The 20,975-nt window shown below is 73.5% G+C and carries 15 protein-coding genes and 1 pseudogene; 4 read left to right on the top strand and 12 right to left on the bottom strand.

The window, feature by feature from the left end; translation table 11 throughout:
• Positions 1-112: 112 nt before the first annotated feature.
• From AC1UE4_RS07955 to AC1UE4_RS08000, 10 genes are all read right to left on the bottom strand, one after another.
• The gene (locus AC1UE4_RS07955; RefSeq protein ID WP_482916684.1) at positions 113-2,167 is read right to left on the bottom strand and encodes a sodium-translocating pyrophosphatase; all 2,055 of its coding nucleotides are present in this window, start codon (positions 2,165-2,167) and stop codon (positions 113-115) included.
• Positions 2,168-2,321: 154 nt separating this feature from the next.
• Positions 2,322-2,738, bottom strand: coding sequence for a hypothetical protein (locus AC1UE4_RS07960; RefSeq protein ID WP_482916685.1), 417 nt, complete (start codon positions 2,736-2,738; stop codon positions 2,322-2,324).
• On the bottom strand, positions 2,735-3,877 hold the full coding sequence (locus AC1UE4_RS07965; protein WP_482916686.1) for a carboxylate-amine ligase: 1,143 nt from the start codon (positions 3,875-3,877) through the stop codon (positions 2,735-2,737). The genes AC1UE4_RS07960 and AC1UE4_RS07965 overlap by 4 nt, the downstream gene beginning before the upstream one ends.
• On the bottom strand, positions 3,874-4,512 hold the full coding sequence (locus AC1UE4_RS07970) for a redox-sensing transcriptional repressor Rex (RefSeq protein WP_482916687.1): 639 nt from the start codon (positions 4,510-4,512) through the stop codon (positions 3,874-3,876). Before AC1UE4_RS07970 ends, AC1UE4_RS07965 begins: the two co-directional genes overlap by 4 nt.
• A 36-nt stretch (positions 4,513-4,548) precedes the next feature.
• On the bottom strand, positions 4,549-4,770 hold the full coding sequence (locus AC1UE4_RS07975; RefSeq protein WP_482916688.1) for a glutaredoxin family protein: 222 nt from the start codon (positions 4,768-4,770) through the stop codon (positions 4,549-4,551).
• The gene (tsaD, locus tag AC1UE4_RS07980; RefSeq protein WP_482916689.1) at positions 4,767-5,807 is read right to left on the bottom strand and encodes a tRNA (adenosine(37)-N6)-threonylcarbamoyltransferase complex transferase subunit TsaD; all 1,041 of its coding nucleotides are present in this window, start codon (positions 5,805-5,807) and stop codon (positions 4,767-4,769) included. Before tsaD ends, AC1UE4_RS07975 begins: the two co-directional genes overlap by 4 nt.
• Positions 5,804-6,316: a ribosomal protein S18-alanine N-acetyltransferase gene (gene rimI, locus AC1UE4_RS07985; protein ID WP_482916690.1), complete on the bottom strand. Its 513-nt coding sequence runs from the start codon at positions 6,314-6,316 to the stop codon at positions 5,804-5,806. Before rimI ends, tsaD begins: the two co-directional genes overlap by 4 nt.
• On the bottom strand, positions 6,313-7,026 hold the full coding sequence (tsaB, locus tag AC1UE4_RS07990) for a tRNA (adenosine(37)-N6)-threonylcarbamoyltransferase complex dimerization subunit type 1 TsaB (RefSeq protein ID WP_482916691.1): 714 nt from the start codon (positions 7,024-7,026) through the stop codon (positions 6,313-6,315). Before tsaB ends, rimI begins: the two co-directional genes overlap by 4 nt.
• A complete protein-coding gene (gene tsaE / locus AC1UE4_RS07995) occupies positions 7,023-7,454 on the bottom strand; it encodes a tRNA (adenosine(37)-N6)-threonylcarbamoyltransferase complex ATPase subunit type 1 TsaE (RefSeq protein WP_482916692.1) in 432 nt (143 codons plus the stop codon). Before tsaE ends, tsaB begins: the two co-directional genes overlap by 4 nt.
• A gap of 12 nt (positions 7,455-7,466) precedes the next feature.
• A complete protein-coding gene (locus tag AC1UE4_RS08000) occupies positions 7,467-7,889 on the bottom strand; it encodes an LPXTG cell wall anchor domain-containing protein (RefSeq protein ID WP_482916693.1) in 423 nt (140 codons plus the stop codon).
• Between the two features lie 63 nt (positions 7,890-7,952).
• Here AC1UE4_RS08000 and AC1UE4_RS08005 point away from each other — a divergent pair, with 63 nt between their 5' ends.
• The 3 genes from AC1UE4_RS08005 (at position 7,953) to AC1UE4_RS08015 (ending at position 13,478) form a co-directional block, all read left to right on the top strand.
• Positions 7,953-10,322 carry a glycosyltransferase gene (locus tag AC1UE4_RS08005; protein ID WP_482916694.1) on the top strand — a complete coding sequence of 790 codons (2,370 nt, stop codon included), beginning with the start codon at positions 7,953-7,955 and terminating at the stop codon, positions 10,320-10,322.
• On the top strand, positions 10,319-11,098 hold the full coding sequence (locus AC1UE4_RS08010; RefSeq protein ID WP_482916695.1) for a class I SAM-dependent methyltransferase: 780 nt from the start codon (positions 10,319-10,321) through the stop codon (positions 11,096-11,098). Before AC1UE4_RS08005 ends, AC1UE4_RS08010 begins: the two co-directional genes overlap by 4 nt.
• Positions 11,099-12,200: 1,102 nt before the next feature.
• A complete protein-coding gene (locus AC1UE4_RS08015) occupies positions 12,201-13,478 on the top strand; it encodes an acyltransferase family protein (protein ID WP_482916696.1) in 1,278 nt (425 codons plus the stop codon).
• Between the two features lie 229 nt (positions 13,479-13,707).
• On the opposite strand, the gene AC1UE4_RS08020 is transcribed toward AC1UE4_RS08015, so the two are convergent.
• Positions 13,708-18,072 carry an alpha-(1->3)-arabinofuranosyltransferase domain-containing protein gene (locus AC1UE4_RS08020; RefSeq protein ID WP_482916697.1) on the bottom strand — a complete coding sequence of 1,455 codons (4,365 nt, stop codon included), beginning with the start codon at positions 18,070-18,072 and terminating at the stop codon, positions 13,708-13,710.
• Positions 18,073-18,103: 31 nt separating this feature from the next.
• On the opposite strand from AC1UE4_RS08020, the gene AC1UE4_RS08025 reads away from it, so the two are divergent.
• The gene (locus tag AC1UE4_RS08025) at positions 18,104-19,654 is read left to right on the top strand and encodes an O-antigen ligase family protein (RefSeq protein WP_482916698.1); all 1,551 of its coding nucleotides are present in this window, start codon (positions 18,104-18,106) and stop codon (positions 19,652-19,654) included.
• Between the two features lie 336 nt (positions 19,655-19,990).
• Here AC1UE4_RS08025 and AC1UE4_RS08030 read toward each other — a convergent pair.
• Positions 19,991-20,974: pseudogene (locus AC1UE4_RS08030) on the bottom strand (oligosaccharide flippase family protein); the annotation flags it as partial.
• Position 20,975 lies beyond the last annotated feature (1 nt).

Below are 20,975 nucleotides of genomic sequence, written 5' to 3' on the forward strand. Positions count from 1 at the left end.
ACGGGGTCGAGTCTACGAGGAGGAGCGGCGCACGCGCACCAGGAAACGAGGAGGGGCGGCCTCGCGGCCGCCCCTCGTACGACGTCTGGAGCGCGCCGAGCGCGCCCGCGATCTACGCGATCAGCGGGATGATCAGGATCGCGACGATCTGCGACACCTTGATCATCGGGTTGATCGCCGGACCGGCGGTGTCCTTGTACGGATCGCCGACGGTGTCACCGGTGACCGACGCGGCGTGGGCCTCGGAGCCCTTGCCGCCGTACGCGCCGTCCTCGATGAGCTTCTTCGCGTTGTCCCACGCGCCGCCGCCGGACGTCATCGACACCGCGACGAAGAAGCCGACGATGATGACGCCGATGAGCAGGCCGCCCAGCGCCTCGGTGCTGAGGACGCCGACGATGACCGTCACGACGATCGGGATCAGCGACGGGATGATCATCTCGCGCTGCGCCGCCTGCGTCACGAGGGCGACGGAGCCCGCGTAGTCGGGCTTCTCGGTGCCGGCCATGATGCCCGGCCGCTCGCGGAACTGCCGGCGGACCTCCTCGACGACCGCGCCACCCGCGCGACCGACCGCCTCCATCGACAGCGAGGCGAAGAGGTAGACCATCATGCCGCCGAGCAGCAGGCCGATGAGGACCGGCGGCTCGTCGAGGTTGAACGAGATCGCCCCTTCGGCGCCGAGCTCCTCGTTGAGGTCGATCTTGAACGCCGCGAAGAGCACGAGGGCGGCGAGCACGGCGGAGCCGATCGCGTAGCCCTTGGTGACGGCCTTCGTGGTGTTGCCCACCGCGTCGAGCGGATCCGTGATGTTGCGGACCTCCTCGGGCAGGTCGGCCATCTCGGCGATGCCGCCCGCGTTGTCGGTGATCGGGCCGAACGCGTCGAGCGCGACGATCAGACCGCAGAGCGACAGCTGCGCCATGACCGCGACGCCGATGCCGTAGACGCCGGCGAGCGAGTCGGCGGCGAGGATGCCGAGCACGATCACGATGGCCGGCAGGGCGGTGCCCTGCATGCCCTGGGCGAGGCCCTGGATGATGTTCGTCGCGTGGCCCGTCTGCGAGGCGCGGGCCGTGCTCTTCACCGGGGCGAAGCGCGTCGACGTGTAGTAGTCGGTGATGACGAACAGCAGGCCGGTGACGGCGAGGCCGATCAGCGAGCAGAGGTACAGGTCGCCGACGCTGACGTCGCCCTGGTTGGCGAAGTCCACGCCGTCCATCAGCCACTTGGTGACCGGGTAGAACAGCAGCGCGGCGATGACGGCCGACACGATGAGGCCCTGGTAGAGCGCGCGCTCGACGTTGCGGCCGCGCACGGCGAACGTGCCGATGATCGACGCGATGATCGAGACGCCGCCGAGGACCAGCGGGTACAGCGCGACGTTCGGGTCGAACTGGTCGCCGACCGAGAGGACGCCGAGCAGCATGACGGCGACCGCGGTGACCGCGTAGGTCTCGAAGAGGTCCGCGGCCATGCCGGCGCAGTCGCCGACGTTGTCGCCCACGTTGTCCGCGATGACGGCCGGGTTGCGGGGGTCGTCCTCCGGGATGCCGGCCTCGACCTTGCCGACGAGGTCGGCGCCGACGTCGGCGGCCTTCGTGAAGATGCCGCCGCCCAGACGGGCGAAGACCGAGATCAGCGACCCGCCGAAGCCGAGGCCGATGAGGGCGTCGACGGCCTCGCGCGGCTCCTCGTCGGCGATCCAGGTCAGGATGCCGTAGTACGCGGCGACGCCCAGCAGGGCGAGGCCGACGACGAGCATGCCGGTGACCGCGCCGCCGCGGAACGCCGCGGACAGCGCAGGAGCGATGCCGCCGCGCGCCGCCTCGGCGACGCGTGCGTTCGCCCGGACGGAGACGTTCATGCCGATGTAGCCGGCGGCGCCCGACAGCAGTCCGCCGATGAGGAAGCCGATGGCGACCTTGATGTCCTGCAGGAAGATCAGGACGACGAAGAGCACCGCGGCGATGCCGGCGATGACGGTGTACTGGCGGTTCAGGTACGCGCGGGCGCCCTCCTGGACGGCCCCCGAGATCTCCCGCATCCGCTCGTTGCCCGGCGACAGCGCGAGCAGCTGACGCGAGGTCACTGCGCCGTAGAGCACGGCGAGCGCAGCGCAAACGAGCGCGATGACGACGCCGTGGTCTCTGAGAAAGTCCTCCAAGGGAAAGCCTCCGAAAGTTCTGCTGTAAGCCGCGTCATGCGGTCATGACGCGACGGGGGGACGCGGGCAGCGAACGGGAACCCAGCCCGCGGGAGGCGGCGGATTCTAGAAGATGGCGCGGCGGGAAGCCGCGCTGCGCTTGGAGGAACGTCGTCTACTGACCCGGCACCCAGAGGCGCCCGCTGGACTGCGCGGGGCCGGGGCCCTCGGACGCGGGCTGCTCGGAGGGCTGCTCCGGCGCCGCCTGCTGCTGGCCGGCGGGCTGGCCGGAGCCCTGCGCGTAGGCCATCTGGAGCTGGCTCAGCGCGCCGCGGATCTGGTTGGCGTCCTCCGGGCCGAGCTCGCCCTCGATGAGCGGCAGAAGCGCCCGCGACCCGTCGATCGCCTTGCGCAGCTGGTCCATGTCGCGCTCGTCCTCGGTGCCCGGCGCGAGGCCGGCCTTGCGGCCCGCCAGGTTGATGAGCGACACGACGGTCTGCACGAGGACGTCGTCCACGCGCAGCTTCTTGATCTCCGCCTCGTAGGCGGCCCGCAGCTCCTCCTCGGTGGGCTGGTGCGGCTGGTGGCTCATGCAGGGACCTCCCGGGCGTACGTCGCCCGTGTCTCGCGAACGGTGGCAGCGTAGACCTCGCGCGAGGAGAGCCCCTCGGCGAGCAGCGCGCGCTGCCGCTGGGCGCTGTTGCGATCGGGGAACGCGGGGTCGGGCAGGCCGTGCTCGGCGCGGGCGGGCTCCGTCCAGGCCAGCAGCCGGTCGACGGCGTCGCGCGCGTCCGTCTCCTCGAGCGTCTCGAGGTCGATGAGGCGGCCGTCCATCCCGGTGCGGATCGCCCGCCACATGTTCTCCTCGACCAGGCGCCGCGCGGGCGGCTCGTACGGGACGCCCTCGGCGTGGTCGCGCGCGGCCTGCAGCACGCACGCGACGGCCAGGCCGGCCAGCGCCTCGCTCTCGTCGGCCGACGGCTGGGCGTCGCAGATGCGCACCTCGACCGTCCCGAACGAGAAGTGCGGCCGGATCGACCACCAGACCTGCGTGTACTCGACGATCGAGCGGGTGCGGATCAGCAGCTCGATGTACCGCGCGTACTCGTCCCAGCTGCCGTAGTGGTCCGGCACCCCGCAGCGCGGGAACGACTTCGTGAACATCTGCGTGCGCGCTGAGTGCAGGCCGCTGTCCATGCCGTCGTAGAACGGCGACGAGGCGGACAGCGCCAGCAGCGTCGGCAGGTGCCCGCGCAGGCGATCGCAGGCGGCGACCGCCCGCTCGGCTCCCCGGACGCCGACGTGGACGTGCAGCGAGAACGTGTTGTTGCGCTTGGCGACCCACTGCAGCCCGTCGGCGACGCGGCGGTAGTGCTCGGTCTGGATGAAGTGCTGGTCGCGGTAGTCGCTGAACGCGTGGGTCCCCGTGGCGCCGAGGGCGACGCCGTTCTCGGCGGCGTGCGCGAAGAGACGGCGGCGCGCGTCGCGCTGGTGGCCGACCGCGTCGGCGAACGTCTCCCCGCGCCCGGAGCGGATCTCGATCTCCGACCGGATCAGCTCGCCGGAGATCGACTCGGCGAGCGGCGACGTGGCCGTCTCCGCCAGCTCCTCGAAGCGGGGCACGAGCTCGAGCGAGTCCGGATCGCAGACCGCGAACTCCTCCTCGAGGCCGACCGTGCCGTCCACGGAGGCCTCGAACGCCTCCTTGGCCGCCTCGAGGTCGATCTTCACGTCAGGTAGAAGTACAGCGCATACAGCAGGTCCACCGCAGGGCTCGAGGTGTGGACCGTGACGTCCGGCGGCACCTGCAGGAGGGCCTCGGAGTAGTTGAAGATGATCTTCACCCCTGCGGCGACCAGCTGATCGGCGATGTCCTGGGCGGCCCGTCCGGGGACGGCGAGGACGCCGACGACGATGTCCTCGTCGCGGACGATCTGGTCCAGGTTCTCGATCGGGCGGACCTTCTGGCCGCCGACGTCGGTGCCGATCTTCGACGGGTCGGCGTCGAAGATCGCGACCATCTGGAAGCCGTGGTCGGCGAAGATGTCGCTGGACGCGATGGCGCGGCCGAGGTTGCCGGCGCCGAACAGCGCGATGTTGTGCTGGCCCGCCGTGCGCAGGATCTTGCGGATCTGCGAGACGAGCGAATCGACGTTGTAGCCGACGCCTCGCTTGCCGAACTTGCCGAACCCGGAGAGGTCGCGGCGGATCTGCGTCGAGTTGACGTGGGTGTAGTCGGAGAGCTCCTGCGAGGAGATGGTGTCCTTGCCCATCTTCTTCGCCTGGGTCAGCACCTGCAGGTAGCGCGAGAGCCGCGCCGCGACGCCGAGCGAGAGCCGTTCGCCGGACGCCACCTCACCGTTCATCTGCTCAAGAGGAGAACCGAGACTGGTCACTCCGATTCACTGTAGCTGTGACCGGAGCGCTTCCTCCGCAACGAAGAGCTCGAACGCCTCGGCGCCATCGATCGTGACCACCGGGATGCGTTCGAGGTACCGCTTGAAGAGCTCGTCGTCGCGCTCGATGTCGACCTCCTCGAAGGGCTCCCCCACCCGCTCGAGCACGCTGCGCGCGTCGTCGCACAGATGGCATCCGGGCCGGCCGTAGAGGACGACCCGGGTCACAGCGCGTGCTCGCCCGTGGCGTAGGCGTCGAGCCCCAGGTAGTCGGGGAAGCGCAGGGCCGGGGCGTCGAGCGCCGCCGCCGCGATCATCGCCGCGTTGTCGGTGCAGAGCTCGATCGGCGGGACCTTCAGCTCGACGTCGAGCTGCTTCAGCCGCTCGCGGAGCGGCCCGTTCGCCGCGACCCCGCCGCCGATCGCCAGCCGGTCCATCCCGGTCTCGCGCAGCGCCTCCTCGCACCGGCGCGCCAGCGATTCGACGATGGCCCGCTGGTAGGAGGCGGCGAGGTGGGCCAGCGGGAGGCCCGAGAGGTCCTGCGGCGCGGCGCCGCCGGGGCCCTCTCCGGCCAGCTCGCGGAGCCGATAGAGGAGCGCCGTCTTGAGGCCCGCGAACGAGAAGTCGAGGCCGGCCACGCCTCGTCCGGTCGGGAAGTCGAACGCGCGCGGGTCGCCGTCCTCGGCGAGCTTCTGCAGCGCCGGCCCGCCGGGGAACGGCAGGCCGAGCATCCGGGCGCCCTTGTCGAAGCACTCCCCCGCGGCGTCGTCGAGCGTCTGGCCGAGGACCTCGAAGCCGGCGCGCTGCGTGACGCGGGCGAGGAACGTGTGGCCGCCGCTGGCGATGAGGCACAGGAACGGCGGCTCGAAGGGCTCGGCCGGAGCCCCTTCGCCCGGCTGGCCCACCCTCAGGAAGTTCGCCGCGACGTGGCCCTGGAGGTGGTCGACCGGGGCGAGCGGCAGGCCGCGGGCGGCGGCGATGCCCTTCGCGGTGTGGACGCCGACGAGCAGCGCGCCGACGAGGCCGGGGCCCTGCGTGACCGCGACGAGGTCGATGTCGTCGAGCGCCGCCTCCGCAGTGCGCAGCGCGTCGTCGACGGCGACGTTCGCGAACTCGAGGTGGTGGCGGCTGGCGACCTCGGGGACGACCCCGCCGTAGCGGTCGTGGATCCCCTGGCTGGAGATCACGTTGGCGCGGATCTCGCCGTCGTGGGTGACGACCGCCGCGCACGTGTCGTCGCAGCTGGTCTCGATCGCGAGGATCACCGCAGGATCGGACCCCGCCCGCCCTCGGCGGCGGGCACGTCGTCCAGGCGGCCCTCGAGCGTCGCGGGCGTGCGCCACATGATGAGCGCGTCCTCGCCGTTGTCGTGGTAGTAGCGCCGCCGCAGGCCCGCGGCGCGGAAGCCGAAGCGCTCGTAGAGCCGGATCGCGCCGGCGTTCGAGCGCCGGACCTCGAGCGTGTACCGCGCCGGCTGGCCCGGGTCCGAGCCCACCTCGTCGAGCAGCCGCTCGAGCAGCGCCGTGCCGATCCCGCTGCTCTGCAGGGTCGGGTCGACCGCCACGTTCATGATGTGCCAGACCGTGTCGTAGCGGCTGCAGATCAGGTAGCCGACGACGTGGTCGCCGCGCAGCGCGGCGAGGCAGACGCCCGACGGCTTCGACAGCTCGAGAACGAACATCGCCAGCGACCACGGCGCGGGGAACGCGCGACGCTCGATGGCGATGACCTGCGGGAGGTCGGCGTAGGTGAGGCGTCTGATCTCGGTCGTCACGGCCGCTGCCTCGCCCGGAGCGCGATCTCCGCGTCGGGGAGCCGCAGGTACTCGGGGACCACGTCGCCGTCCGCCGGCGCCTCGGCCCGTTCTGCCAGCCGCGCAACGGTGAGCGCGCTGACCGTGTGCTGCGGCGACCCGTCGTCGGGGACCGCCGCTCCGGCGGGTTCGAGCACAGCCCGGAAGCGTACAGCGCCATCCCCGACCGCCATGACGCCCGGGCGCACGAGCTGCGCCAGGTCCTCCGGCCGCATCGCCGCGGGCGCCGCGCGCTCCTCGCCGCCCTCGTAGAGCGCCGCGAACGCCTCGCCGCGGCGCGCGTCGAGGACCGCGAGGACCGGACCGTCGTGACCGGCCGCGACGGCGAGTGCGCGAAGCGTCGAGATCCCGACGAGGTCCGCGCCGGCCCCTTGCGCCAGCGCCCGCGCCGTCGACACCCCGATCCGCAGCCCGGTGAACGTGCCCGGCCCCACGCCGACGGCGATCCGGTCGAGGTCGGCGAAGAAGAGCCCCGCCTCATCGAGCAGAGCGTTCGCGAGCGGGAGAAGCTGCGTCGCGTGCCCCGGCCGCTCCCCGGGACTGGGAAGATGGGCGCGCTCCGCCGCCACGGCCTCTCCCCCGCCCGCGGCCCCCTCCCCGGCGTCTTCGCCGCCGACCCACAGCGCGACCGCGGTCGCGGGCGTGGCCGTGTCGAACGCGAGGATCTTCACGGGGGCCACTCCACGGTGATCCGGCGGGTGTCTCCGCCGGCGTGCTCGAGGCGGACGCGGACCTTCGGGACGAGCTCACCCTCCGCGGCGTCGGGCCATTCGACGAAGGCGATGTGGTCGGCGTTGAGGTAGTCGGCGAGCAGCTCGGGCTCCTCGTCGTCGAGCGTCGACAGGCGGTGGAGGTCGAGGTGGGCGAGCGGGATCCGCGCGTCCTCGTAGCGGCGGCCGAGCGTGAAGGTCGGGCTCGTGACCGGGCGGGTCACCCCGAGCGCGCGCGCGGCCCCGCGCACGAGCGTCGTCTTGCCCGCGCCCACCTCGCCGCTCAGGACGGCGACGTCGCCGGGCCGCAGCGCCGCGACGATGCGCGCGCCAAGCGCCTCGGTCTCGCCGGCCGACGCGGTCTCGTGCACCTCGGAGCGACCCTCCACCGGGCCGTCACCTCAGAAGAGGTCGGGATCGATCGTTCGCAGGCGCAGCCCGACGCCGAGCAGCACCAGCACAAGGCCGACGAGCGCGAGCTCGCGCGGGTCGGAGCCCGTGTTGGGCAGCGACTCGGTGTTCGTCGCGGCCGCCGAGGGCGTCGTGGTGGTCGCCGTCCCGGCGTTGCCTGAGGAGCCGGACGAGCCCGAGTTCGACGAGCCGCCGCCGCCCGAGTTCGAGGAGCCCGACCCCGACGAGCCGCCGCCCGGCGGCGTGTTGCTGAGCCCGCCCTCGTCGGACGAGCCGTTCGACCCCCCGGACTGCGCCGACTGGTCGCCGAACGGGTCCTGGTACTGGTCGTCGCCGGCGCCCTGCGCGAACGCGGCCGAGGGCACGGCCAGGGCGCAGGCGAGCAGGCAGGCGATGAGGCGCGAGCGCGTCACGGCGCCAGAGACTAGTCGTCGCTGCGGCGGTACTTCCGGCCGGCGGTACCGTTCCCGCCCGCAGTGGGTCTCCACATCCTCCTCCTCACCGACCGCGACTGGACGCACCCGCAGGGCGGCGGCACCGGCACGAACCTCTACGGCCAGGTTGCCCGCTGGCTGGCCTGGGGCCACGAGGTGACCGTCGTCGCCGGCTCGTACCCGGGCGCCGCGAAGGTCGAGCACCCGGCGCCCGGCCTGACGATCCATCGCATGGGCGGGCGGATGACGCTCTTCCCGCGCGCGGCGCTCGCGACGCTGCGCGGCGCCGGCCGCGACGCCGACGTGGTCGTCGAGGTCATCAACGGGATCGCGTTCTGCACGCCGGCGTGGTGGTGGCTCAAGGCGCCGACCGTCGCGCTCATCCACCACGTCCACCAGGACCACTACGTCGCCGAGATGGGCCCGAAGGGCCGGATCGCCGCGTTCATCGCCGAGCGTGCCCCGCTCAAGGCGCTCTACACCCGGTTGCCGATCCTCACGATCTCCCACGCCGCCCGCGAGGACCTCGTCGCCCTCGGCCTCCCGGCCGAGCACATCCACGTCGTCTACATGGGAACGGATCCACTTCAGCATCCACCCGGCGAGAAGAGCGCCCAGCCGCGGCTGCTCTACCTCGGCCGGCTCAAGCAGTACAAGCGCATCGAGGTCGTGCTCGACGTGCTGGAGGCGATCCCCGGCGCCCACCTCGACATCGCGGGCGAGGGCGATCACCGCCCCGTGCTCGAGCAGGAGATCGACGAGCGCGGCCTGCACGACCGCGTGACGCTGCACGGCCACGTCACCGAGGCGCAGAAGGCCGAGCTGTACGGCAAGGCGTGGGTCAACCTGACCGCCAGCTCGGCCGAGGGCTGGTGCCTGACCGTCATCGAGGCGGCGACCGTCGGCACCCCGAGCGCCGCGCTGCGCGTCGGCGGCCTGGCGGAGTCGATCGTCGACGAGCAGACCGGCCTGCTGGCCGAGACGCCCGAGGAGCTCGCGGCGCGCGTGAAGGCGCTCGTCGCGGACCCGCAGCGGCTCGAGGAGCTCGGCGAGGCCGCACGCGCACGCGCCCGCGGGTTCACCTGGGACCACACGGCGGAGCAGAACCTCGCCCACCTCGAGCGCGCCGCGGAGGACGGTCGGCCGTCGGTGCGGGCGGGCCTCAAGCGCTCGGAGACCGCCAAGGCGGCAGGCATGGCGTTCGCGACGCTCGCCGCCAACGCGCTGGCGATCGTCTTCACCGTCCTCTTCACGCGCCTGCTCGGCGTCGGCGACTACGGCGCGCTTGGTTCGCTGCTCTCGACCTTCACGATCCTCGCGGTCGCCGGCTCGGCGCTGCAGGTCGCGGTCGCGCGCGAGGCGGCGCTGGGGCGGCTCGGGCCGCCGGGCGCGGTCGGCGCGACGGTGCGGCGCTGGCTCGGCCGGCTCGCCGTCGCGGGGGTCGCCATCTCCGCCGTCTCGATCATCTTCCGCGAGGAGCTCGCCTCCTTGATGGCCGTGCCGGAGCATCCGTGGGCGGCCGCGGCGATCCTCACGACCGGCGTCCTGTGGATGGCGCTCGGCGTGCTGCGCGGCGCGCTGCAGGGCCTGCACTCGCTCGCCCCCGTCGGCATGAGCATCGTGCTCGAGGCGTTCGGCCGGCTGGTGCTCGGGCTAGTGCTCGTCCTCGCCGGAGCGGGCGTGACGGGCGCGTACCTCGGCACGCCGCTGTCGATGGTGCTCGCCGCCGGGGTGCTCGCCTGGCTCCTGCGCGGGCGCGTCGCGCACGAGCCCGTCCCGTCCCGCGACCAGCACCGGACGCTGCGGTCGCTCGTCCAGGGCGGCTGGGCGCCGATCCTCGGGCTCGTGTTCCTCGCGGCGTTGCAGAACGTCGACGTGATCGTCGCCAAGCGCGAGATGACCGAGGACGCCGCGGGCGCGTACGCCGCCGCCGTCGTCGCGGCGAAGCTCGTCGTCTGGGTCGCGATCGGCGTCGGCCTGTACCTGCTGCCCGAGGCGACGCGGCGCGCCGCCGCCGGCCTGGATCCGCGGCCGATCTTCCTGCGCACGCTCGGGCTGCTGGCGGCCGTCGCGCTGCCCGCTCTGCTCGTGTTCCTCGCCGTCCCGTCGCTGCTGCTGCGCGTGGCGTTCGGCGAGGACTACACGCCGGCGGCCGACGCGCTGGTGGTGCTCGGCGCCGCGATGTCGCTGCTGGCGGTGGCGTACCTCGCGGTCCAGTACATGCTCGCGTTGCGGCGCACGGCGTTCCTGTGGGTGCTCGGGGTCGTCGCGCTCGCCGAGCCGTTCCTGCTCACCGCGGGCGACCTCGGCCTCGTCAGCTTCGCCGCCGTCGTGCTCGGGCTGCAGTGCGTCGCGGCGGCGGGCGCGCTCGGTATGGCGCTGCGCGCCCGCGAGACGGTCGCCACCGCATGAAGCCGGCTCGCATGCGCGAGCTCTTCCGGCTGTGGCAGGAGGAGAAGACCAACCCCGCGCCGTTCTACACGGAGCTCGCGAAGGACACCGTCGCCGACCTCGACCGCCGCTACGGCCCCCTGCGCGGCCAGGTCGTCGCCGACCTCGGCTGCGGGCCGGGCTTCTACTCCGCGGCGTTCCGCGCGTTCGGCGCCGAGTGCATCCCGGTCGACGCGTCGGAGGAGGAGCTGCGGCTGGCCGGCGATCCGCCCGAGGGCTACGTGCTGGCGAGCGCGGCCGACCTGCCGTTCGAGGAGGGCAGCATCGACGGCGTCTTCTGCTCGAACCTCTTCGAGCACACGCCCGACACCGAGGACGTGATCCGCGAGATCGAGCGCGTCCTCAAGCCGGGCGGCTGGGGCTACCTGTCGTGGACGAACTGGTACTCGCCGTGGGGCGGGCACGACATGACGCCGTACCACTTCCTCGGCCCCGAGCGCGGGCCGCGGCTGTACGAGAAGCGCCACGGGCCGCCGCGCAAGAACCGGTACGGCGAGGCGCTCTTCCCCGTCCACGTCGGGCCGACGATCCGCTTCGTGCGCTCGCGGCCGGGACTGGAGATCGAGCGGACCGAGCCGCGCTACTGGCCGCGCGTCAACGTCACGCGGCTGCCCATACTCCGCGAGCTCCTGACCTGGAACTGCGTCATCAGGGTGCGGAAGGCGGCGACGAGCGCGACCGCGGCGAGCACGCAGAACGACGGCTCCGCGCCGAAGCGGAACCGCGTCGAGCCGTAGGTCGCCACCGCGACCAGCACCGTCATCGCGACGGGCGCGAGCAGGATCAGCAGCGCGCGGCGGTCGCGCCGCAGCAGGACCGCTCCGGCGATCGCGAGCAGCATCACGACCCACGCCATGCGGATGCCGACCTTCATCGGCCGGACCGTCCGGCCCTCGGCGGCGTTCAGGTAGAGCGACTGGCCGACGTTCCACACGTCGACGAGCCTCAGGAACCGGGCGCCCATCACCGCGGGCAAGCGATCGAGGTGGTCGGTCATGTAGGTGATGCCCTCGTGGCGCTGGCGGGCGAAGTACTCGGACTCGTCCTCGCCGGGCCGCTCGTCCGTGTAGCACTGGAAGCGCCACGAGCCGATGAGCGGCCCGCTGTAGACCTCCGGGCAGTTCGACCCGATCCAGATGCCGTTCGAGTTCGTGGAGATGAGCACCGGCTCCTCGAACGTGGCGAGGTTGCGGATCGTCCACGGGGCGAGCACGACCGCGAACGCGGCGAAGCAGGCGAGCATCGGTCTCCACTGGCGCCAGAAGAGCGGGACGACGAGCAGGACGAGCAGCGCGAGCGCCTCACCCCTCGTGAGCGCGGCGAGCGCGAGCAGCACCCCGATGACGACCGGCCGCTTGTAGGTGGCGGCGAGCAGCGCGCCGACGAGGAACGCGCCGTAGAGCGTCTCGCTCATCAGCGACACGTCGGCGGCCCAGAGCATCGGGTAGATCGCGGCGAGGACGGCCGCGGTCAGGCCGACGGCCGGGCCCGCGAGACGGCGGCCGAGCAGCGCGATGAGCACCACCGTGACGGTGCCGATGAGCGCGCCGACCATGCGGTGGCTCAGGTAGCCGTTGCCGCCGACGAGGTCCGCGGCGGCGAGCACGACCTCCCACGCGGGCGGATGCTCCGCGGTCGGCGCGGCGCGGAACGCCTGCATGAAGCCCTGGCCGTCGGCGAGGTGCTGGGCGACCTGGTGGAAGACCATCGCGTCGCCCTGGACGGGATGGTCGTTGACGGCCACGGCAGCACCGGCGCGCAGGGCGAGCGCGCCGGCTGCGACGACGGCGACGCGACGCTCGAAGGACCGCACGGAGCCCAGCGTATGCTGCGCGCCCGATGGCCGCCCATTCCCCCGCGCTCGCCCCGCCGCCGGGCAACCCGCGGTTCCCGCTGCTCGACTCCATGCGCGCGCTGGCCGCGCTGGCCATCGTCCTGACGCACACCGCGAGCGTCACGAACTTCAACTCGGACAACGCGCTGGGGGCGTTCACGGCGCGGCTGAACATGGGTGTCGCGCTGTTCTTCCTGCTGTCGGGGTTCCTGCTCTACCGGCCGTTCGTGGCCGCGCGGCTGGAGGGGCGACCGCCGGTGCGGATCCGCGACTACACGCGCCGCCGCGTGCTGCGGATCGTGCCCGCGTACTGGGTGGCGCTGACGCTGCTGGCGCTGTGGCCGGGGCTGGTCGCGTTCTGGGACGGGCCGTGGTGGCGCTCGTACCTCTTCACGCAGATCTACTACAAGGACGGGCTCATCGCGCAGGGCATCTTCCCGGCGTGGACGCTCTGCATCGAGATCTCGTTCTACCTCGCGCTGCCGTTCATCGCGGCCGGGATCGCGCGGTTCGCCGGGCAGCGGTGGAAGCGCGAGCTCGGCGTGCTGTTCGTGCTCGGCCTGGCGTCAGTGGTCCTGCGCAGCTCGCTCGAGGCGGCCGGCGGCGGCTACGTGGCGCAGAACACGATCGCCTGCTACCTCGACTGGTTCTGCTGGGGCATGGCGTTCGCGGTGCTGAGCGTCGTGTTCCACGGCCGCGAGCGCGAGTCGCGGCTGCTGCGCGTGGTCGTCGACCGGCCGTGGGTGCCGTGGGCGCTGGCGGCGGTGAGCTTCTGGGTGGTCTCGACGCAGCTCGGGCTGCCGCGCACGTTCTTCCTCGCCTACACGCAGGCGAACTTCCTCGGCGAGCACCTGCTCTACGCGATCACCGCGGCGCTGCTGCTGCTGCCCGCCGTGTTCGGCGACTGGAACGGCGGCTGGCCGCGGCGGCTGCTGGCGTGGCCCGTGCTGGCGTGGCTCGGGCTCGTGTCGTACGGGATCTTCCTCTACCACGGGCCGCTCGTCCTGCAGCTGGGCCGGTGGCGCGCGGACGACTGGCTGCCGGGGTCCGGGTACCTGTCGCTGACGCTCGCCGCGGTGGCGATGAGCGTCGCCTGCGCCGCGGTGAGCTACTACCTCGTCGAGCGGCCGGTGTTGCGCTTCAAGGACCGCGGGTCGAGCTCGCGCAGGCGCGACTCGGCCTCGGCTGCCTCGTCGCCCGAGGACAGCGCGAGCACCGCGCGCCAGCCCGCCGCGTTGTCGGGCTCGTCGTCGACGGCCTCGCGAGCGAGCACCAGGGCCTGACGCGTCTCGCCCTGCGAGCGCAGGGCGCCGGCGACGTTGAGCAGGGCGCCGGTGCCGCGGCAGGTGTCGCGGATCGTGGCGATCTCCTGGGCTTCGGTCGTGCGGTCGCCGCCGGCGGCGGCGCGGAAGACGGCGGCGCGGGCGTCGTCGCAGCGGCTCAGGTCGCGCCGCTCGGAGATCGCGATGGCGGCGCCGGCGAGGCACGCGACGACGAGGACGACCCGGACGATCACGCGCGCAGCCTCGCACGTGCGAGCGTCCGCCACAGCGCGAGGATGAGCAGCACGACCGCGGCGACCCCGACCCAGTGCGCGGCGATCCGCTCGACCGCGAGGTTCGTGTTGAAGCCGCCGCGGTTCTTGACCGGAACGGCCACGTAGAGGATCGGCACGACGATCCCCAGCAGCGCCGCCGCCGCGAGCGTCAACCGCTTCGCGCCGATCCCCCGCCACAGCACCAGCGCCACCGCCGGCCCCGCGACGACCCCGGCACGGAGCGCGAAGACGAACCCGACGACGACCGCCGCCGCGACCCCGGCGGCGAGAGCCCGGCGAAGAGGCCACGCGCGGTCGACGTCGTCGTCGCCCCCCGCGACGTCTCCGCCGCCCCTCGTGACGTCTTCGTCGCCCCTCCCGCCGTCTTCTCCGGCCGCCGCGAAGCGAGCTACCGCCGTCTCCTCTTCGCGCGAGGGCGGCGGCGCCGCCCTTCCCCTCGTCGTCACGAGCACGGCGATCAGCGCCAGGCAGGCGATCAGGCTGATGAGGTAGCCCGGCAGCAGGAGCTTGTTCGGCGCCCAGGCGAAGGTGACGTCCGTGCAGCCCGGCTCGACGGGCCAGCCGTTCGCGAAGCCCTGGAGCGGCGTGGGCTCGCCGAGGTCCTTGCCGTCGCACTGCGCGCGCCAGCCGCGGTTGTAGCCCTCGCCGAGGACGAGCCACGCGGGCCGGTTGACGTCGACGCGGACGTCGTCGCGGCCGCCGTGGCGCTCATCGCCGGGGTCGAGCACGCGGCCGGCGGGCTCGGGCGCCGTGCGGGGGGATCCGGATCGCAGGCGGAGCTGGTCGACGGAGAGCGGCCCGTCCTCGCCGCTGATCTCCTGCGCGCCCGCCGCGAGGTCGATCGGGCCGCAGCCGGTGGCGCGCAGCGGGACGCCGGCGTCGAGGTCCTTCGTGGTGCCGGCCGGACGCAGGGCGATGACGCCCTTCGCGGTCCGGATCGCCGCGTCCCCGCAGCGCCCGTTCAACCGGCCGGCGCGATCGGTGACCCGCGCATCGCCGAGCCCCTCGAGCTCCGCGATCCCGACCGCCCGGCGAAGCCGCTGGTAGCCGCCCGTCCGGTCCGGGAAGCGCGCCTCGAGGATCCGTAGCGTGACCCGCCGCGCCCGGACCGCCCGCGGCAGCGTGACCGTCCCCTCTGCGCCGACGTCCACATCGAAGATCTCGTTCGCCGCGCCCGCGTGCTCGCCGCCGAGCGCGTTGGCTCCGCCGCCGATCTGCACCCTCACACGCGTCGGCCTCCGGACGGTCTCCGCGGGCGGGACAAGCTGGAGCGTCTTCACCGTCGCCGGGCGGTCGAGGGTCACGGTGAGGCCGGCGGAGGGGGCGGTGGTGCTGCCGTCGATCGCTGTAGTGGGCAGCCACGGGGCGAGCCACGCGGTCTTCGCGTCGCCGTCGAACGCGCGGGAGGCTCGGTGGGATGGGAGGCCTTCGGCGCGGCCGCTCGAGGTCGCGCGGACCGTGCCGGTCGTTCCGGCGAGGCGGTCGAGCACGTCGTCGCCGGTCGTGCGGGGGACGCTCGTCCACGCGTCGACCGACCAGGAGCGGGCGACGGGCGGTGCGATACGGCGGACGAGCACGCGCTCGGGGTCCTGGCGGTCGCGCAGCTGGAATCGCTGGAACGGGCCGGGCGGCTCCTGCCCGCGCCAGGCGTCGTCGATCGTCATGCGCGAGAGCAGGTAGGTCAGGCCGCCGCGGAACGACGATCCGATCGCGCGCTCGGCGACCACGGGCGGCCGCAGGGACTCGTGGACGCGGACGCCGGGGATCCGCAGCTCGCGGATGCCGCCGGATCCGGCGGCGAGCTTGCGCGGCTTGCGCACGCCGGGGATCTGGATCCGCACCGTGTCGACGCGGCCCGGCACGGCGATGCGGTTCCAGCCGCCGTGCACCTCGACGGTCCGGCCGTTGACGACCAGGTGCGTGACCGTGCCGCGGTCGTCGGAGTACGGCAGCACGTCGATGGCGCCGAGCTCGCGCGGCTCGTCCAGCCGGACCTCGAGCCAGTGGCGGTCCAGCGACAGCGCCCGGTCGGCGAGCCACGCGGTCGAGGTGTCGCCGTCGAGCGCCGCGAACGGCCGGTGCTCGGGGAACTGCGTGACCTGCGGCGAGAAGGGCGCCTCGAGCGAGCGGACGCCGCCGAGGACCGACACCGTCTGCGCGTCGGGCCCCCCCGACTCGAACGGGTTCATCATCGCCCCGTCCTCGCTGAGCTCCTCCGCCGGCGTCAGCACCTGGCCCCGGTTCGCCTTCAGCCGCGCGGACACGAACGCCTGCCGCCGGTTCGTGTCGGTGACGACCACCTCGTCGGCGCCGCGGATCTCCTCCGGAGAAGCGTCGGCCGCGTACCGGAGAGAGCGCGAGGGATCGAGATCCCCGAACGCCGCAAGCGCCACGACCCCCTCGGCGCCGCCGTCGACGACGGTCTCCGAAGAACTCGCGGGTGGGGTCGAGGAAGAGGTCGTGCGGTCCGGCCCCGAATTTCCCGCGGGTGAGGGCGGAGATCCGGAGTCTCCGGACCCCGAAGCTGCCGCGTCTCTCGGGAGGAGCCGGACCATCCCGCCGGTCTCCGCGCTCCGGGTGACGATCCTCGGGAGGCTCTCCGCGGCGCGGAGGCGGCCGCCGGCGGACCTCTCGCGCTCGGACGGGCCGAGGCCCTCCGTCTTGGCGAGGGCCGGCTCTCTCGCGAGCACGTCTCCGGCCTCGACGGGGCCGGGGCCGCCGCTGCGCGTGCGGTCGTCGTCGGCGAGCGTGAGGACCTGCCCCACGCCCAGCAGGTCGAGGAGCGGCGGGAGCTGGCCGGGGACGAGGCGCTCCTGCGAGATGAGCGCGTCGGTGGCGATCTGGAGGTCGGCGGCGCGGAGGTCGCTGAACGGGATGATCATCCGCTCGGCGACGGGCCGCTTCGCCAGCGAGGGCAGCACCGGGTCGATCGTGCCGCCCCAGTCGTAGTAGGCGAAGAGCCTTCCCGGGAGGACCATCGCCCGCTCCCCCGCGGGCAGCGCGTCGATCTGATCGGCGGCCCGCTGGTACCAGGACGGGACGTCGAAGACGAGCTGCTTCTCCGGCGCGCGTCCCGTCGTCAGCGGCCACGCCGCGACCGCGACGAGGACGACCGCCGGCGCGGCGACGAGCCGGCCGAAGCGATCCCACGCCAGCCCGAACGCGGCCCCGCCCAGGCAGGCGATCCCGAGCGCAGTCAGCGACCCCGCCTTGTACGTCGTGCGCAGGAACTGGACCGGCTGGACGTGGTTGTAGGTGAAGGTCAGACCGCGGCGCAGCGGCGTTCCCTCGGGGAACCCGGCGACCATGATCAGCAGCCCGGCGAGCGCGAGGATCAGGAACAGCGGCCCGTAGCGCCAGCGCCGCGTCCACGCGAAGCCGCCCAGCGCGAGCGCCGGCACCAGCAACGAGGCGACCAACACCGGCCACCAGAACAGCAGCGGCCCGCCGTGGCTCGCGTACGGATGCACGACGCCGCCGAACGACGACCCGATGTAGCTCGTCCAGAACCCGACGAGCCGCAGCGACTCCGTGACCGACGTCGTCTGCCAGATCGTGCCGGGCTGCTCGGTGTACGGCAGGAAGTCCAGCCCGTAGCCCGCGTGCACCACGACCGGGACGACCCACCAGAGGTTCGCCACCGCGGTCACCGTCACGAGCCGCACGAGGAAGGGCCGCAGCGCACCCGGCCCCACGCCCGCGTAGAAGCGCTCGTACAGCAGGAACAGCAGCGGGCCGACGAGCACCCACGCGGTCACCGCGACGTTCACCCCGCCGCCCGTGCACGTCAGGACGAGGGCGAACAGCGCCGGCCAGCGCCAGCCGCGCGGCTCGCGCAGGCCGCGGTGGACGGCAAGCAGCAGCCACGGCAGCGCGACGTAGGCGAGCAGCGTGATCGTCACGCGGTTCGCGTAGACCGTCACGTACGGGTTGACGACGTAGAGCGCCGCCGCGGCGACGTGCGGCGCGCCCCGCGGGCGCTCGAGCAGCGCGTCGAGCAGCTTCACCACCCCCCACGCCGCGAGGAACAGGATCGTGCCGAGCCACAGCCGCTGCACGATCCACGTCGGCACCCCGAGCGCGTCGCCCGCCGCGAACCACGGCGCCATCGGGAACAGGTAGCCCCCGTACTGGCCGCCGAACACGTGCCCGAGCGAGATCGCGTCCGTCCACGCCGACGCCACCTCGCCGAGGAACCGGCCGGGATCGGTGTACAGGTCGATCTTCGTGTCCGTGTACACGTCGCCCGGCCGCTGGGCGAGGGCGAGCACGTAGCAGCCCACGGCGAGGGCCAGCGTGATCCGGCGAGAGCGGGTCAAGACCGGCGCGCAGCGTACTCTCGGCGCGCGCATGCGCCGCGTCCTGCTCCTCGTCGTCCGAGCCACCCTCCTGGCCGGCCCGTTCGTCCTCGCCTTCGCCGACGGCGGATACTTCTCGGGGCCGAGGCTCGTCGCGCTCGCGGTCGCCTTCGCGGTTCTGGCGGCGGCGATGGCGCTCGCGCCGTGGCGTGAGGAGGACCGGATGGCGGCGGAGCCCGGCGGCTTCACCGAGGAGGGCCGCGGCGTGGCGATCGCCGCGCTCGGCGGGCTCTTCGCGCTCGCCGCCTGGACGTGGATCTCCGCGGCGTGGGCGCCGGAGGCTGCGCCGGCGATCGACGCCCGCGAGCGCGCGCTGCTCTACGCCGTCACGGTCGCGGCGGCCGCGCTCGTCCTCCGGCCCCGCCGCGTCGCGCTCTGGGCCGAGCCGGTGATCGTCGCCGGGTCCCTCGTCGTCGTCGCCTACGGGCTGCTCGGGCGGCTCGAGGTCACCGGCCTCAAGCAGACGTTCTCCGCGGGCGGCCGGCTCGACCAGCCGCTCACCTACTGGAACGCGGAGGGCGCGCTGGCGGCGATGGCGCTCGTGCTGGCGGCGCGGCTCGCCGGCTCGCGCAGCCGCCCGCTCGCTCTCCGGCTCGCCGCCGCCGGCGCGGCGCCCGTCCTCGGCCTCGCGCTCTACCTCACGTTCTCGCGTGGAGCGCTCGCCGCGCTCGGGGTCGGCCTGGCGATGCTGCTGGCGATGACGCCGACGTGGGCGCAGCTGCGCGCGGTCGCGATCGCCATCGAGGCCACCGCTATCGCCGTCCTCGGCGTCGAGGCGCTGCCCGAGCCGGCCTCGGTCGGCGTCGTCGTCGCCGCCGCCGCGGCCGGCGTCGCCCTCCAGGCCTGGAGCGCCGGCGCCGAGGAGGAGGAGACCACGAGGCTCGGCCCGCTGCCCGGCGCGTCCCGCGTGCGCACCGGCGGTTGGATCGTGGCCGTCGCGCTGGCGCTCACCCCGTTCGCCGTCGGCCTGGCGGACCGCAACAAGCCGCCCACCAACCCGGCGTTCGGCGCGACCGCCGAGCGGCTCGGCGACGCCGGCAGCTACCGGTACGCCTACTGGCGCGTGGCGCTCGAGGCGTTCGCCGACGCGCCGGTCGAAGGCGTCGGCGCCGGCGGGTTCGGACGCGAGTGGCTCGCCCGCCGCGACATCGACGACAAGGTCCGCGACGCGCACTCGCTCGAGCTCGAGACCGCCGCCGAGCTCGGCCTCGTCGGCCTCCTGCTCCTCCTCACCGCGCTGACCGCGGTCGGCGTCGCCGCGACGCGAGCCGGCCGCCGCGACCCCGCGCTCGTCGCCGGCCCGATCGCCGCGGTCGGCGTGTGGGCCGCGCACTCAGCCATCGACTGGGACTGGGAGCTGCCCGCGCTGACGCTCGTCGCCGCGGTGCTCGCCGGCCTCCTGCTGGCGCAGGGAACCGCGCAGCTCCCCGAGCAGCGGCGCCTCGCGCCGCAGGGCGATCGCGCCGAAGACGGCGGCGAACACGACGAGCTCGAGGACGGCTTGCCAGGCGGGGCGTTCGCCGCCCCACAGGGCCACGCGTAGCGCCAGCGCGGCGCCCGATGCGACCACGACCGCGGCCCCCGTCGTCGCGACCAAGGCGACGGCACGGACGCCCGGCAGCATCCGCCTCACGTAGACGGCGCGGAACACCAGCGCGACGACGACCGCCCCGACGCGCCCGCCGACGAACCCCCACGCTCCCCACAAGACCAGTCCCGGTACCGCGAGCGCGAGGAACGCGACGGCGTGCGCGACGGCCTCGACCGCGGGCGGCCGCGTGTCGCCGTGCGCCCGGTAGAAGGCGAACCAGTTGAACCCGAGGTGCTGCAGCAGCCCGGCGACCGCGAGGCCCTGGATGAGCACTTCGGCATCGCGCCACCGCTCACCCACCACGAACGAGACGAGGTCGGGAGCGAAGAGGACGAGCCCGATCGTGAACGGCACGACCCACAGCAGCGTCGCGCGGTTGGACTTCACGAACAGCTCCTCGAGCGTCGCGCGCCGCCCCTGGATCGCTGCGATCGCCGGGTAGATCGCCGACGTCACGATCTGATCGGCGCGGTCGACGTACCGCGTGACGGTGACGGCGAGCGTCAGGAACCCGACCCACTCGAGCCCCTCGTGCAGGTCGAAGGCGAGCACCTGCCCCTGCTGGATCACCAGCGCCGCGATCGTCGCGACGAGGATCGGCCCGCTGAACGCCAGGTAGCGCCGGGCCGTCGCACGGTCGAACCGCAGCGCCAGGCGGTACGGCGACGACGCGATCGCGGCCGCCACCGCGGCGACGTAGCCGGCCAGCGGACCGACGACGAGCGACCAGACGCCGAACCCCGTCGCCGCCAGCGGCACGGTGACCGCGAACGACACGGCCGGCTGGATCGCCTGCAGCGCCCGCTGGCGCCCGTACTCCATCCGCCGGAAGAAGACCCACAGCGGCGCCTGCAGCGAGAACGCGATCGGCAGGTACGCGGTGGCGAGCATCAGCCCGAGCAGCCGGTCGTCCCCGTAGACCGCGGCGACGAGCGGCGCCAGCGCGCACAGGAGCAGCGCGAACACGACGCTCGTCCCGAGATCGAGGGAGAACGCCCGCTGGAACTCCGTCTCCTGCTCGGCCGCGTCGCGGTCCTGCTGGACGTACGCCTCGTCGATCCCCACGCGCTTGAGCGCGATCACCGTCATCGTCGTCACCGTCACGATCCCGTACAGGCCGATCAGCTCGGGCCCGAGCAGCCGCGTGACGATGAGGCCCTGCGCGACGACCAGCCCGTCGATGAGCAGCAGGAAGACCGCCGTGACGAGGACGCCGCGGACGGTGCGTGACCGCAGCTGGTCGCGTGGGAACGTGAAACGGTCGCTCGCCATG

It is taken from the genome of Parviterribacter kavangonensis, assembly GCF_056863335.1.